The organism is Tannerella forsythia (genome assembly GCF_001006485.1).
GTDB classification, from domain to species: domain Bacteria; phylum Bacteroidota; class Bacteroidia; order Bacteroidales; family Tannerellaceae; genus Tannerella; species Tannerella forsythia.
The window spans coordinates 25298-41368 of record NZ_JUET01000054.1 but is presented as its reverse complement, the minus strand read 5'-3'; the positions used below and the strand labels follow the sequence as shown (position 1 = coordinate 41368).

Genomic DNA, 16071 nt, shown 5'->3' with positions numbered 1-16071 from the left:
AAAGAAAAGTATGGAAAGAAAAATCTTAAAAATCAGAAGTTTATTATTCAGCGTATGCTGTATGTTGGCCATTGGCCTTTCGTTTACCTCATGTGATAACGACGAAGGTGATTCCTTGATCGACACCGGATCGACCTTGACTCTTCCCAAAACGCGTGTGTTTATCCTGAATGAAGGAATACACAAACTAAACAATGCCGGTATGGCTTTTTACGCGCCGAATAAAGACGCCGATTTCGTGTCCGATATTTTTATGAAACAGAACAAAAAAGGACTCGGCGATACGGGACAGGATGTTATTCTGTACAAGAATTACATGTATGTATCCGTTTTTGGTTCTCAGGTATTACTGAAGCTCAACTCCGCGGGCGTCGAAGAAAAGCGTGTAGCCTTTTCTAAAAGCGACGGTGCTCCGCGCCAGTTAGTAGCGGATAACGGAAAGATTTATGTGACGCTGTATAGCGGAAAGGTCGCTAAAATCGATGCGACAACGCTGGACATAGAAGGGTATGTTGAGGTTGGAAGAAATCCCGAAGGAATTGCTGAGGATAACGACTGGATTTACGCCGTTAACTCCGGTCACGGTAAAGATTCTACGATGACCGTTATCGACAAAAAAGCGTTCGCCGTATCGAAAACTATTATCGTAGCCAAGAATCCTCAAAGAGTACTTGAATCCGAAGGACAAATTTTTGTTCAGGGCTATGGTCCTGATTATAGCTATCCCGTACAGAAAGTCGATGTAGCCAAAGGAATGGTTACAACGATTGCAAACGCTACCCATCTTTGCGAACACAATGGAATTATTTATATGGTCTACGGCGATACGGACTGGAGCTCCAAACCTTATAAAACAACCAATACATTCTCCAGTTATAACGTAAAAACGGGTACACTGAACAAAACGAATTTCCTGACTAACATGCCGGAGAAGCTGGGAAAAACGAGTGTTTACCTGATGGAAGTAAACCCGAATAGCGGCGATATCTATATCGGTACATCGAGCTTTACCGAAAACGGCACGATCTATCGCTTCGACCGTAACGGCAAATTTATCGAGCAGTTTGAATCGGGCGGTATAAATCCGAACCATGCCGTTTTCTTTAACTGATCGTTTCTGAAGAACAAAACCAATGATACGCATTTGCTTCTGCCTATTATGGTTATTCCTCTGCCTCACGTCCGGCTGTAACGTGGGGCAGAGCTCTTCTTCGGCAGCCGGAGGAGAGAAGGCGCCTTCAGCCGATTCGATAAGGTACGCCACGGGATATACCATAACGGCATACGACGGTTACACGAAAGTCGAAGTACGCGACCCTTGGAACGAAGGCCGTCTGTTGCAACGTTACCTGCTTATCCCTCGCGACGCTCAACAACCCGACGGACTTCCTCAAGGAACAATCGTCCGCGTGCCGGTCAAAAACATGGTCGTTTACACCTCCGTACATTGTGCTATCCTCGATGAGCTGGGTGCTTCAGACCGTATTGCCGGTGTCTGCGAATCGCGCTATATTGATGTGCCGGCCGTTCGAGACGGTTTGCAAGGCGGAACGATCATCGATCTCGGCGAAGCGACATCCCCCAATATCGAAAAGATGGTGGAGATCGGTACCGAAGTAGTGCTTGCTTCTCCATTTCAGAATGGAAGTTACGGGCCCGTCGAAAAGATCGGGATTCCCATTGTCGAATGTGCGGATTATATGGAAGCCGACCCGCTCGGACGCGCGGAATGGCTCAAGTTTCTCGGACTGCTGACCGGACACTCGGCACGTGCCGATTCTTTGTTCCGTGAAACCGAAACGAACTACCTGCGCATAAAATCGCTGGCTGAAGATGTCACGCACCGTCCGACGTTATTGACGGGCATGAAGTTCGGTACACCGTGGCATGTCCCGGCCGGAGAGAGTTACATGGCGCATATCTTTCGCGATGCCGGCGCCGATTACATCTTTCGCGACTTGCCCGGCACCGGCAGTTCCCCGCTTTCATTCGAAACCGTACTCGACCGTGCAATCCATGCCGATTTCTGGCTGATCCATTACAATAAGCCTACGGCCATGACCTACGCCGATTTGCAATCCGAATACAGCCCTTACAGTCGGTTCGACGCTTTCCGCGAACGCCGTATTTACGGATGTAACACAAACTCATCGCTTTATTACGAACAAGTGCCGATGCATCCCGACTACCTTCTGGCCGAACTGATTGCCATCTTTCATCCGGATCGGATACCCGGCTACCGGTTTCGTTACTTTGCTCCGCTTGGCGAATAAACTTACTTTCTGACGCCGCGGGCAACGTCGGTCTGTCCGTCAATCGTATAAATGCGTATCAGGTACATCCCCGAAGATAGCGAGTGAGTATCGATTACCCCGCCGGGACGGTCTGCCTGCAAACGCAGCCGGCCGTCGACGGTATAGAACTCGATACGCTTTACCCTTTCGGCACCTTTCAAGTGCAACTGTTCGGTAAATACCGTAGGATAAATCGTCACATCTTCAGCTCCCGGCACATTGCTCATCGGTATAAATTCCACCGCCTTACTCCATACACTCTCCGCATTTCCGTACAATGCCGAAACCTGATAATACACCGGTTTGAGATGAGTCATCGGATCGATATAACGGGTAGGTGCGGCCGATACTGTGGCGATCTTCACCTTATCACGGTAGATATGGTATCCGGTAACTTGAGGGAAAGCATACGGTTGCAGACTACGCATCGAAACCGTATCAAGTTCGATATCTGCAATTTGCGCTTTTTGAACGCGAACCGTCTCCGTAGAAGAAGTCGAAAACAGCTGCGGCATTGATACTTCGGATGAGTACGTGGTGGGCAACTCGCTACTCTTGGAACTGACAACGGCAGCAATGAAAAAGTTGAAATTAAATTTATGTGCATCAGGGCCACTATGGAGCGTTTTCCACATCTTACCGTCGTACGAGTAGAGGTCTCCTTTCCCGTCGATAGCGGGGCCTTGGTCGCATACGGCAGGATAATTTGTACTGCTGGCTGACAGCTCCGATACATAAATTGCCACAGTCAGCGGTTGTGTCCCGTTGATAACGAAAGGCGTCGTCAGCTTGATGGTGTTCGTCCTGCGATACGTTACATCCACAATCTTCTGTCGATAACTGCGGTTTCCCTGTACGATATAAATTTCGTATGTGTTATTCTGAATCGGAATAAACTTCACAGCCGTAATCGTTTTCAGATGTAGTGGCATGATTTCGTCCCTCGTCCATGCCTGTCCGAAATAGAAAGGCTTCGTTTCGCCCTCTTTATTCATATTCACCTCATATTTCGAGTTCTCTCCCCCCCAATAAATCGTTTGTTCGTAAACGGGCATATCCCACACGACAGCCGCTTTTCCGGTCGACGTTCGCGTTACCTTTACATTATCGGGCGCCTTATATTCGGTCAGAGCAAGAGTAGAGGTGATCGATGATGACTCATTGCCGTTGGCATACACTGCGGTCACGGCATACGTCACCGTTCCGGCCGGCGGCGATCGATCAATATATGAGCGGGCATTCGTTTCCTCTATCTTCGTATTGTTCCGATAGACGCGATACCCTTGAGGAATGCCTGACGCGGGAGCATCCCAAGCCAGTACAACCGTTCCAGTCTGATACGTCGAGCGAAGATTCGAAGGCGGCATCAGCAACGTGTGATAACGTCCTTCTAATACTTCGACACCGCTTTTTTTCGGGTCTAAGAACTGGTCCATATGAGAATGTGGCTGATCCGTATATTTATTCCAGTGGTAACTCATCTTACCGTACAAATTCAAGCCTTCCGGTTTGGCACACGTTGAACTTCCGCCCGTCAGGGTCCCGACAATCAGTTTGTCGGTATTAAACAGTGGCGACCCGGACGACCCGTCTTCCGTCACGCCATGCCCGTTGCGCGTCTTACTGAAAGTCACGTTCCAATGCGCATGCATATCGCCTTTGAGATCATTGTCCGAGACGAACGTGCTGTGTGTGCCCGGTTTACTATAGGTCGAAATTTTTTTATAATCCCCCTTCGGGTGATGGATACAGACGCCGGACCGGGGGGGGCGATTGCGCCGATCCCATCCGTTATAGTAGACGTTATAATTCTCCGGAACGGGAGTATTAAGGAGTAACAACAAGCCATCGGACTGTCCGTTTGTGAGGGTATAGGCCATACGCTTACAGCCCGTCAACGTTTTAGAGCCGACAGCAGGCGAACTTGTACTGCAACCGCTCTGCTCCATATGAAAATAAAAAACCCACTGTTTCATGTTTTCATCAGAGGCTTCCGTGTTTTTTTCGGTAGAGCAGTGCATGGCCGTCAAGACATACGGTTTCAGGTCTTGCGCCGTATTATTGACCAATGAACCGGTGCAGATATAGCTTTTCGTGCCAATGCGTTGCACCGTATGACAGACCCCTTTCTTTTGGTTTTGCCACGCGTCACCCTCTTCGCAATTAATATTGACCTCGCATGGACCGGAAGATTTCGCTCCACGCCGTAACTGCACGCCTCCCTGCTCCGGAACGGACAAGTGATTATACCCGTAACCGACGGCTTCGATTTCGATACGTGGCATCTGACCCTCGGGATCCTTGACATACTCCAGCGTCACGACATCACCCGCCACAAATTCGGTCGCAAACCGCCCGCCGGACGGATGTGTCGCATGTGTATAAGCCCCCAAAATTTGAGTCTTTTCCGCGTTATACAGAAAGAGTTTTCCGCCCTTAGGGATGTAAAAGTCGGAGTAATAGAGCATCAGTGCAATCGCACCGTCAGCCCTCAATTCCAATTGCCAGATTTCCTGACCATCGGGCAAGATATTCCACTTCCCGGAGTTTCCGGGGTTCAGAGCGACGTTGATAAGTGTCGAAACACACAAAGGCGTCAATCCTTCCTGTTCCTGCCAACGATCGACCTGCTTCATGTCCTCGACACTGAATGTGACAGGGATATCCGTTACGGCTGCCTCACTGCGCAGCATCGTCTGATAGCGAAAACTCGGCGGAGTTCCACCTTCGCCTATCTGTGCGCTTGCTGTGGTTGAGACCCCTATCCCTATTGCTGTTATGATCTGACAAAATCTTTTGGGATTTCTTCCTATAATACTTCTTATCATCTATTTCAATTGAAAAGTAAACGGTTATATTTTTTCAAGCGCACAAAGGTAGGCGATTTTCCGAAATGTTCAAATTTTTGCTTCCATACCTTGACCATCGGAAAAGAATAAAATGGAATAGATAGAAAAAAAGCGTTAGACTATTTGCTTTGATAAAAAAAAGCGTTTATCTTTGCAGCCCGATTCACGACTAATAATAAAAACAAGATAATAAGATGAAAAGAACATTTCAACCTTCGAACCGTAAGAGAAAGAATAAGCACGGATTTCGCCTAAGAATGTCGACGGCTAACGGACGCCGTGTGTTGGCTTCGCGTCGGGCTAAAGGGCGGAAAAGACTGACTGTATCGGACGAATATCCGAAATTTTGATAAACGATTCGTTTAAACGCATTGACCAGAGAAGGTAAAAGTTTCCGAGACGAAACTTTTACTTTCTTTTTTTGTGCATATGCTCGTTTTTGCCTACTTTTGCCTGCCAAGATGCAAATAGATTTCAAGAACATACGCGAACAGTTCATGCGCATCCCGATCATTCTGCATGTGCTTTTAATCGGGGGAGTGCTTTGCCTTCTCTCAGCTCTTACGTTACAAGCATTAAAGGGGTATACGCTTCACAATCAGGCGATCATCGTACCGGATGTAAAAGGTTTACCACTTGAAGAGGCAACGACGTTTTTTGAGAACAACGATTTGCGCTATACGGTGATCGACTCTGTCTATACGAAAGACGTTCCGCCGGGCGCTATCTACGAGATGGTGCCCGGTGCCGGATCGAAAGTGAAAGAGGGGCGTATCATTTTCGTGACGTTGAATGCCCGAACAGCTCAAACGGCATCTGTTCCCGATGTTGCCGACCTCTCTTTCCGTCAAGCTTATGCCTTGTTACAATCGAAAGGATTCACCTCCATTGAAATCTTGTACGTGCCCGGTCGCTATCGTGACTTGGCGCTCGGCATCGAACTGCGAGGCCATCTTCTCAAACCCGGCGAACGAGTGCCTGTCGCTGCCCGGCTGGTACTGAAAGTAAGTGATGGAGGCTCAGCTCCCGATGCAGCATCGGGCGATTCGATCGATACGTCCCCGGAATCTTCGCGTCCCCATACGGAAGAAACAACGTCTTCACCGTCGGAAAACGAAAAATGGTTTTAAGTTTTAAGATGGACGATTGGGAAATGCCGGACGACGAACAGGCAGATGCGTTTTTTGAATCCGAAGACGAGTTCGAAAGATCACAGACATACGAACATTTCCGTTTTACGGCCGATAAAAAGCAGACACCGATCCGCATCGACAAGTTTCTGACCGACCGTCTGCCACATACGAGCCGCAACCGCATCCAGCAAGCCGCCGAAGCCGGATGTATCCTCATCGACGGACAACCCGTCAAAAGCAATTACCGTGTCAAGCCTTCCGACGTCATCTCTATCGTCATGGCGTATCCGCGCCATGAAACGGAAATCGTACCGGAAGATATTCCGCTCGATATCGTCTATGAAGACGAAGACTTGCTCATCATTAATAAACCCGCCGGATTAGTGGTACATCCCGGACACGGGAACTATACGGGTACGCTCGTGAATGCGCTGGCTTTTCATTTCAAAGACCATCCATACTACGACCCGTCCGATCCGCGGTTAGGACTTGTACATCGCATCGATAAAGATACCTCCGGACTGTTAGTCATCGCCAAAAAACCGGAAGCCAAGACCGACCTCGGACGACAGTTTTTCAACAAAACGACCCAACGTAACTATGTCGCTCTCACATGGGGTATCCTGAAAGAAGACGAAGGACGCATCGAAGGAAATATCGGTCGTGATGTACGCGACCGACTGAAGATGTGCGTCTTCGCCGACGGCGAACAGGGTAAGCCGGCTGTCACACACTATCGCGTACTCGAACGGTTAGGCTACGTCAGTCTGGTGGAATGCCGACTCGAAACAGGACGTACTCACCAGATACGCGTGCACATGAAACATCTCGGCTATCCGGTGTTCAACGACGCGCGTTACGGTGGAGACCAGATATTAAAAGGACAACCTTTCTCGCGATACAAACAGTTTATTCAAAACTGTTTTGCCGTTTGCCCGCGTCAGGCGCTGCACGCTCAAACACTCGGATTCATACACCCCTCAACAGGAAAAGAGATGTTTTTCAAGGCCGAGCTACCAGACGATATGCGGCAATTGACGGAGAAATGGAGAATTTACAGCTCAACTTACGGATAAAGAAAGAATTGTAGAACATGAAGAAGATTATTGCCATCGTAGCCGGAGGCTATTCCCGCGAATACGACGTTTCGCTCAGAAGCGCCCAGGGGTTGGATCGATTCATCGATCGAACAAAATACGATGTGTATCACGTACTCTTGACACGCAACGAGTGGAGTGTCAGACTCCCGGATGGCTCTATGCAACCGATCGACCGCAACAACTTCAGTTTTAGCTATAACGGTCAGACCGTAACCTTCGACTTTGCCTATATCACAGTGCATGGTACACCCGGCGAAGACGGACGTCTGCAAGGCTATTTCGATATGCTGCAAATCCCCTACTCTTCGTGCGGGACACTGGCCAGTGCACTGACATTCAACAAATATACGTGTACGCAGTTTCTGAAAGGACAGGAGGTGAGGGTGCCCGATGCTCTTCGAATCCGCCGCGGACAAACCTTGCCGACCGAAACCATTGTGGCACAACTCGGACTGCCGGTCTTTGTAAAGCCGAATGAGGGCGGAAGCAGCCTCGGCACGACCAAAGTCAAAGAGCCCGGACGAATGCAGAGTGCCATTCACGAAGCTTTCGACGAAGCGGACGAGGTCATTATCGAACGCTTTGTACCAGGCATCGAGGTGACTTGCGGATGTTATCAAACAGCCGAAAAAGAAATTGTTTTTCCTCTGACTGAAGTCGTTACAGACAACGATTTTTTTGATTACGGAGCCAAATACAACGGCGAAGTGCAGGAGATCACACCCGCACGTATCCCCGACGAGGTTGCCGATTCTATCCGCAAAGAGACCTTGCGAATCTATGACCTCGTCGGAGCAAAAGGCGTCATCCGTGTGGATTTTATCATTCCCTCGGACGGAAAACCCGTCATGCTCGAAATCAATACTACTCCCGGAATGACATCTACCAGCTTTATTCCTCAGCAAGTACGCGCTGCCGGGCTAAACATGACCGACGTGACGACCGAAATCATCGAGAACGAATTAAAACAAATAACAAAAAGAGGATTTGAACAATCGTTGTAGCATTTTAGTTGTAAGTTTACTGTGAATCTCGGAAAAAACATGGACAAAAAAGAACACTCGTATAATTTTGACGATATACGCCCGCTGAATGATAACGAAGTGGAACAAGCGATCGAAACGCTGGTATCGTCCGAAGGATTGCAGCGTGCGTTACGTTTCATCAAACCTGAGTTGGACTGGGAGGCATTCGTGGCCGCAATGCGATCATGCAAAACGAAAGCGCAATTCAAATCTGCGATCGGCTACAAGGTCGTGATGGATGTAGCCCGACTCAGTACCTTCTCATTGACCATCTCGGGACGAAGCCGGTTGACTCAACAAACTCCGTGCACCTTTATCTCCAATCACCGCGACATCGTACTCGACGCAGCCTTCCTCAATGGATTACTCTACGAAATCGGATATGACATGACACAAATCGCCATCGGAGACAACCTGCTTATTCATCCGTGGATCGACACCGTCGTACGTCTGAACAACAGCTTCATCGTCAAACGGAATGTACCGGTGCGTCAAGTACTCGAAGACAGCCGGAAATTATCCGCCTATATCCGCCATACCCTCGAAGTCACAAAAGAATCCATTTGGATCGCACAACGCGAAGGACGAGCCAAAGACTCGGACGACCGCACCCAAAGCAGCGTCCTAAAGATGCTCTGCATGGCTGGTGAAAGGGATGACCTGCTGACGAATCTCATGGCGCTGAACATTGTACCCATCGCCATCTCGTACGAGTATGACCCGTGCGATTACCTCAAAGCGCAGGAATTTCAGTTGAAACGAGACCGTCCGGACTATGTAAAAAGCAAACGCGACGACTTGCTGAACATGGAAACCGGTATTTTGGGAGACAAAGGACGCGTACATTTCACCATCGGTACACCGTTGAACGATACGCTGAAGAACCTCGATCGTGACATGGGACGCAACGAGTTGATTGCCAAAGTTGCACACGCCATCGACTGCGACATCTATGCCCACTACCGCTTTTATCCCTGCAACCATGTGGCTTACGATATGCTGTACCGAACCATGCGCTTTCGAAGTCATTACGACCGGCGCGATAAAATGCGCTTCGAAGCATACTTGCAACAGCAACTGAACAAAATCGATCTTCCGGATAAAGACGAAACGTTTCTGCGCACCAAGATGCTCGAAATGTACTCCAACCCGCTCAAAAACCATTGGGAATACAAACAGGAATGACAGGCGGCGAACAGAAACCTACCGGAAGAGTGCCGGAACCGACGTTACGCAGGTTACCGTGGTATCTCGCATTTCTCAAGCTGCTGAGAGGCTGTGGCGAAGTGTCCGTTTCATCGACCCAGATCGGGAAGGAGATCGGCGTCGACCCCAGTCAAGTAGCCAAAGACCTCTCATTTGTGAATATTTCGGGGAAGACGCGTGTGGGATACGAAATCGATGCGCTAATCGATATTCTCGAAAACTTCCTCGGTTTTACGCGCCAGCATAAGGCCTTTCTCTTCGGTGTCGGACGCCTTGGGGCTGCTCTGATGCGCGACTCGGGGCTCAATCAGTACGGGATGGATATCGTAGCCGGCTTCGACGTGCGTTCCAAAGTCGTCGGAACGTCCATCGATGGAATTCCCGTATTCCATATCGATGATTTTGAGGCTAAACAGAAAGAATATGACGCCACGATTGCCATCATCACGGTACCCGTCGAGGTAGCGCAGCAAGTTACAGACCGTATCCTGACCGGAGGCATCCGCGCCTTGTGGAATTTCACCCCGTTCCGAATCCGTGTGCCGGAAAACGTCGTCGTACAAAACACTTCGATTTACGCACATTTGGCAGTAATGTTTAACCGCCTGAATTCAATTATCCCCTGAACAGATGAAAATTTTTGCCGTCGGGATGAATTATGCCACCCACAATAAAGAACTGCATCATTCGTTAGATTTATCGGAGCCTGTGATTTTTATGAAAGCCGACTCGGTGCTGAAAGACGGAAAGCCGTTCTTCATCCCGGACTTCTCGGACGAAGTCCATTACGAGACGGAAATCGTCATAAAAATCTGCCGGCTGGGTAAAAATATCGACGAACGGTTTGCTCCGCGCTACTACGACGAGGTGACGGTAGGTATCGACTTTACTGCACGCGACCGGCAACGGGAACTGCGCGACAAAGGGTTGCCGTGGGAGCTTAGCAAAGCCTTCGACCATTCGGCGGCGGTCGGTGAATTCGTCCCACTCAACACACTGGGCGACATTCAGCAACTGGCTTTCCGACTCGACAAGAACGGACAAACGGTTCAGCAAGCCAACACGTGCAGCATGCTTTTTTCGATCCCCCGGATCGTAGCGTATGTAAGTCGCTTTTTTACCCTGCGCATGGGCGATCTGATCTATACGGGCACCCCCGCCGGGGTCGGGCCGGTACGGATCGGAGACCATCTGGAAGGCTTCCTCGAGAACCGGAAGGTACTCGACTTTTATGTACGTTAAAAACAAGGAAGAAAAAAGTATGAGGCAAACGATCGCTGTTTTATGCGCCGTCTTATTAGCTTGCAATCTCGTACGGGCAGACCGAAGCCTGTATGCAACAAGTTCCGTCCTGTCGAAAGGACGATGGGTGAAAATCCGCGTCAGTGACGACGGCATCTATAAACTGACCCATTCAGACCTGAAGGCCATGGGGTTTTCCGATCCGTCGAAAGTATCGATACATGGCTATGGAGGCTGGATACTCGACGAAGATTTTTCTAAACCTTACATCGACGACGTTCCGGCAACAGCCATCTATCGCGGGACCGACTATATCCTATTCTACGGGCGCGGACCGGTAAAGTGGAGCTACGACAGCCACAAATCCCTCTTCGTTCACGAAAATAACCCGTACGCAATGCACGGCTACTACTTCGTGACCGACGCAACGGAAACGCACGACATGAGCACGACACCCTCTCAAGGCAATCCCTTACGCAAAGTAACGACCTTCGACGAACATCTGCTGCACGAAATAGACCGCGAGTTCCTGCAAAAAGAGGGGCAGACCGGCTCCGGACGAGAACTGTTCGGCGAGAGCTTCACCAGTGTGCTGTCTCAAAATTTTCCGTTCTCCATGCCCGGCATCACGAGCGACGACGGCAAGATCACCCTTCGTTTCGTAGCCAATACAGGGGTTACCGGAGACGGAACCGTCACGCTCTCCATCGACGGACAGCAACTGCTCCACGGAGTAATTCCTCAGAGCGATTGTATATATATATATACGAAAGCATGCGAATTTGTGGGAACAGCCGTATGGAAAGGACAGAAAAGCGAAAACCCGAAAGTGACTGTATCATATAACAGACCTTCCTCACCGAGCTTTTTGGACTATATCCGTCTGCAAGCCAGACGGAGACTGCAGCCCTACGGTGCCTATACGTTCTTTCGCGATGTACAATCGAGGCAGGAGGCATCGCAGTTCGTCATCCGGAATGCCACGTCCGATATGGTTGTGTTCGACGTGACGGACGGCATAAAGATCACCCGGATGGAAGCCTCTCTCAACGGCTCCGAGTTATCGTTCTCCATCCCGGCAAGCCATACCGTCGTACGTGAGTTCGTGCTCGTCGACCTGTCCAAATCGTTTCCCCAACCCGAAACGGTGGGCGAAGTGACAGCACAAGACCTGCACGCTCTTCCACAAACGGACATGGTTATCCTCTCTCCGCCGGCATTCGTACCCGAAGCCGAACGGCTGGCTGCAGCCCACCGCCGCAAGCGCGACAGCATCCATGTGACTGTCGTCACTCCGGAGCAGGTGTACAACGAATTTTCAAGCGGTACCCCCGATGCCACAGCCATCCGGCGCTTTATGAAAATGTTTTACGACCGACGCACCTCGGAAGCCGATGCACCGAAATATCTGTTGCTTTTTGGCGACGGAGCACACGATAACCGTCAACTTTCCACAGCGTGGAAGTCAATCGATATGACCAATTTCCTGCTTACGTTCCAGACCCAACAGTCGATTATGGGAGGGAATTACGGTAAACCTGATGAAGAGACTTACGTTACCGACGACTATTTCGGTTTTTTACGCGACGGATCCGGGAGCGATATCGGTAGAAGCTATGTCGATCTGGGAATCGGACGTTTTCCGGCACGTACCGTCAATCAGGCAAAAGCCATTGTAGATAAAGTGGTTCGTTACATCGAGACCCCGGCCTACGGCAGTTGGAAAAATCAACTCTGCTTTATTGCCGATGATGGAAGCAGCAGTGAACATGAGCCGTATGCAAAGGATCATATGGAGCAATCCTATCAACTGACACAGATCATAGAAGATAACCACCCGGAATATATCACGAACAAACTGTTTTTCGATGCCTTTAAAAAATCAAGTAAGGGCAGTAGCGGTTCGTACCCCGATGTGGAAAGAAACATCCAAAAGCTGCAACGGCAAGGGGTGATGCTGATCAACTATACGGGGCACGGCAATGCCGCATCGTTAAGCGACGAGCACGTAATTACGCAAAGCATGATCCGGCAATATACCTACCCGCATTTACCATTGTGGATTACTGCTTCATGCGACTTTACCCCGTTCGATCACACAACGACCTCGGCCGGCGAGGATGTCTTCCTGACCGAAAAAAGCGGAGGGATTGCACTAATTACCACTTCGCGTGTTGCGTTTGGTACCCCCAATTTTGCTATCAACAGATTACTTGTAGCCAATATTTTTAAGAAAAATAAGGGGAAGCGGATGACCTTGGGAGATATACTGAAAGAAACGAAAAACGGATATCGGAACTATTTCAACCGCTGTTTTGTCTTAATCGGTGACCCGGCCCTTTCGCTCGCCTATCCGGAGTACGAAATGAATGTGAAGGAGATCAACGGGAATCCTGTTTCCGAAACATCGGTCAACTTTAAAGCGTTGGACCGGGTAACCGTAACCGGAGAAGTGACTGGTGCAGACGGTGCCATCCTGACGAACTTCAACGGCCAAATGACGGCTGTGGTACTTGACAGCCAGCAAGAAATTACAACCCTCGATAACAACAGAAAAGGAGAAAAATTCAGCTATAAGGACTATCCGAATACGATCTATAAAGGCAATGCGATCGTTGAAAACGGGAAGTTCACGTTTTCGTTTATCGTGCCTGCCGATATCTCCTATACAAACGGTCCTGGAAAAATGAGCCTTTACGCCTTCGACGAGACGAATGCTCTTGAAGCGAACGGCTCCTTCCTGAAGTACACGGTTGGCGGTACGGCCAACCCAACCGAAAGAGATACCGTCAAGCCGGAAATCCGCATGTTGTACCTGAACGACAGCACCTGGACCGACGGGCACGATACGAATGAAACGCCTTTGTTCGTCGCCAAGGTATGGGACAAGAGCGGGATCAACATCACCGGCAGCAGCATCGGACATGATGTGATGCTGACGATCGACAACAACCCGTCGCTCAGCTATACCCTGAATGCTTACTATACGAATATAGCCGGTAGCGAGGGTGAAGGGATCGTCAAATTCCCGATTCCTGCACTGCCCGAAGGAAAGCATACGGCTGAATTCAAAATCTGGGATATCTTCAATAACTCGACGACGAAAACCTTTACGTTCAATGTCGTCAAAGGACTGAAACCGTTTCTTTCCGGTCTGACGGCCGGCCCCGTGCCCGCACGCGAAAAGGTGACGTTCTACCTGTACCATAATCGCCCCGAATCGAAGATCGACGCAACCATCTACGTGTACGATCTGAGCGGACGCCTGTATTGGAAGCATCAGGAGATCGGTTCGTCCGACTTGTTCAAAGCCTATACCGTAACATGGGATTTGACGAGCAGTGACGGCACACGCCTCCGGCCGGGAATTTATCTCTATCGCGCCGTGATCCGTTCGGGAAGCTCGGCCGAAGCCACATTGGCAAAGAAAATGATTATTCTGGCAAAGTAAGGAACCGTATCCATCAAGCGAAATGTTAATGATGGGATTTTTTTGTGTCGATAAAAATGATTCGATTATATTTGCCCCGAACATTTTTATAACTTAAATTAAGAACAACATGAAAAAAGTTATGTTAGCTGTATTATGCAGCATGGGATTGGCATTACCTCTTGCCAAAGTGACAATGTCTTGACTGAAACGAATCAGAGCTCAGTCCGGAGCGGAAAAGACACTCCAAAGGAGGGTCGAAAATTCACCTTAGTACGTGACGAAATCATCGACACGGAAAGCGAATCGGTTGAACTTAGATCATCCGGTAACGGACTTTCACCATTCGAAGCCTCTACTCCCATCCATGTGTATTACTACCATGGAGGCGAAAAGAGCGATCATTATTTCGGCACGGAGGCACCCAACCAGCCGCTTATCATCAACGGACGGCACTATCTTCACATGTGCCAGGATTTTAATCTGGCAAGTGAGAGCATCTGGAATGCTCAACCTTTATACAGATATTATTCGGAAGCCTACAACGACCATCTGCTCTCGACTGAACCGTCTGTCCAAGGCTACAAACAAGAGGCCCATCTCGGATATATTTATCCTTCCATGCAAATAGGAGCCGTTCCGCTAAAAGAATATTATTCGGCGGAAAAAAAGAATCATTTCTACAAAGTTTGGAATGATCCGGATAAAGAAAAAGATTATGTCTTTCAACGAAATATCGGATATGTATATTATGGACGACCCAATCCATGGAAACAAGCGGATGTTATTACAGCCAAAATAGAATATATGGAATTTTCTCCATGCATCATCACTTTCAATTTAAAAGTAAAGGATGGCAATAACCGATACCGGAATCTTTCATATTCAGAAACATTCGGTACAAATAATGACTCTTCTATAAAAAATGAATCAGGTTACATTACTATTCCCAGTTCATATATCATTATATCTATGGATATAGTGGTCAAAAGGAGAGAAGACGATTTTAGGCCTTTTGTATATAAGAATATAGAAAGGCCTGATAATGTCTGCTCTTGGAGGGACGGTATGCCTAAATGGTGCAAAGATCCCAACATGTATGTTATTCAAGAAAGCATTAGCGATAACCATATAACATATACATTTCTGGGATGTACCCCTCTTGGAAATAATGAATAAATATAAACATCTTTAAAAGATTTCTGGATAAAATCGCAGTAATTAATGAATCTAAAGTCGGTTTAAAGACGTTTTTTTTGCTTTGGTAAGCAAGCAGATTTTCTATCTTTAATGCTTGCTTACCAAATTTTCTTTTGCAATCACCTCTTTTTGGGACCAGTATTTTAGTGGCCAATATGTATATTACGCCCAGTCTCATCTGGGAAATTATCCGGGCCCAATGCCTTTTTATTTTATCTTGGCACTCCCCTTTTACCTCATCGGAGAACTGGGATTTCTTTCGCTTGCAGGAATCGTTGTTTTTTATGGATTAATCAAATACATGAAAATAGCGTCTCCTTATCCTGTCTTATTCATACTGTTGATAACCACGTCCCCTTTTTATCTTTGGGAAGTATTGGTAAGAAGCAATATTTTTCTGAATGCCGTCCTTATAGCATGCTCCATTGTCTTATTTTTTAGAATTAAGAATTACGCATCTCTGAAAAATCAATTATTTATCGGAGGAATAATCGGTTTGCTTTTGTCTACCCGAAACGTATTTGCGCTCTGCTATATCATCTTTTTTCTGCATACCATCAGAACCGGGCAGCTATCTCTGAAATCGGCAATA

The 16071-nt window shown here is 48.3% G+C and carries 12 protein-coding genes; 11 read left to right on the top strand and 1 reads right to left on the bottom strand.

Translation table 11 applies throughout. The features are described 5' to 3' along the window. Positions 1-10: 10 nt before the first annotated feature. Positions 11-1111: a YncE family protein gene (locus Tanf_RS02615; protein ID WP_046824809.1), complete on the top strand. Its 1101-nt coding sequence runs from the start codon at positions 11-13 to the stop codon at positions 1109-1111. Between the two features lie 22 nt (positions 1112-1133). Continuing rightward, the gene (locus tag Tanf_RS02610) at positions 1134-2273 is read left to right on the top strand and encodes an ABC transporter substrate-binding protein (protein ID WP_046824808.1); all 1140 of its coding nucleotides are present in this window, start codon (positions 1134-1136) and stop codon (positions 2271-2273) included. A gap of 2 nt (positions 2274-2275) precedes the next feature. Here Tanf_RS02610 and Tanf_RS02605 read toward each other — a convergent pair whose 3' ends face one another. Then, positions 2276-5122: a T9SS type A sorting domain-containing protein gene (locus Tanf_RS02605; RefSeq protein ID WP_080948534.1), complete on the bottom strand. Its 2847-nt coding sequence runs from the start codon at positions 5120-5122 to the stop codon at positions 2276-2278. A 215-nt stretch (positions 5123-5337) separates the two neighbouring features. Here Tanf_RS02605 and rpmH point away from each other — a divergent pair, with 215 nt between their 5' ends. From rpmH to Tanf_RS02560, 9 genes are all read left to right on the top strand, one after another. Next, positions 5338-5493: a 50S ribosomal protein L34 gene (rpmH, locus tag Tanf_RS14090; protein ID WP_014226357.1), complete on the top strand. Its 156-nt coding sequence runs from the start codon at positions 5338-5340 to the stop codon at positions 5491-5493. 111 nt (positions 5494-5604) lie between these two features. After that, positions 5605-6273, top strand: a complete 669-nt coding sequence (locus Tanf_RS02595) for a PASTA domain-containing protein (RefSeq protein WP_052448979.1) — start codon at positions 5605-5607, stop codon at positions 6271-6273. An 8-nt stretch (positions 6274-6281) separates the two neighbouring features. Further along, on the top strand, positions 6282-7352 hold the full coding sequence (locus tag Tanf_RS02590; RefSeq protein ID WP_046824807.1) for an RluA family pseudouridine synthase: 1071 nt from the start codon (positions 6282-6284) through the stop codon (positions 7350-7352). Positions 7353-7369: 17 nt separating this feature from the next. Next, entirely contained in the window at positions 7370-8380 is a 1011-nt protein-coding gene (locus Tanf_RS02585) for a D-alanine--D-alanine ligase (protein WP_046824806.1), read from the top strand. 39 nt (positions 8381-8419) lie between these two features. Further along, positions 8420-9586, top strand: coding sequence for a 1-acyl-sn-glycerol-3-phosphate acyltransferase (locus Tanf_RS02580; RefSeq protein ID WP_046824828.1), 1167 nt, complete (start codon positions 8420-8422; stop codon positions 9584-9586). Then, positions 9583-10233, top strand: a complete 651-nt coding sequence (locus Tanf_RS02575; RefSeq protein ID WP_046824805.1) for a redox-sensing transcriptional repressor Rex — start codon at positions 9583-9585, stop codon at positions 10231-10233. The genes Tanf_RS02580 and Tanf_RS02575 overlap by 4 nt, the downstream gene beginning before the upstream one ends. A gap of 4 nt (positions 10234-10237) precedes the next feature. After that, positions 10238-10849, top strand: coding sequence for a fumarylacetoacetate hydrolase family protein (locus Tanf_RS02570; protein ID WP_014226363.1), 612 nt, complete (start codon positions 10238-10240; stop codon positions 10847-10849). A 19-nt stretch (positions 10850-10868) separates the two neighbouring features. Beyond that, entirely contained in the window at positions 10869-14300 is a 3432-nt protein-coding gene (porU, locus tag Tanf_RS02565) for a type IX secretion system sortase PorU (RefSeq protein ID WP_046824827.1), read from the top strand. A gap of 180 nt (positions 14301-14480) precedes the next feature. After that, positions 14481-15458 (top strand): hypothetical protein, encoded by a 978-nt coding sequence (locus Tanf_RS02560; RefSeq protein ID WP_140230584.1) that lies wholly within the window; start codon positions 14481-14483, stop codon positions 15456-15458. Positions 15459-16071: the final 613 nt, after the last annotated feature.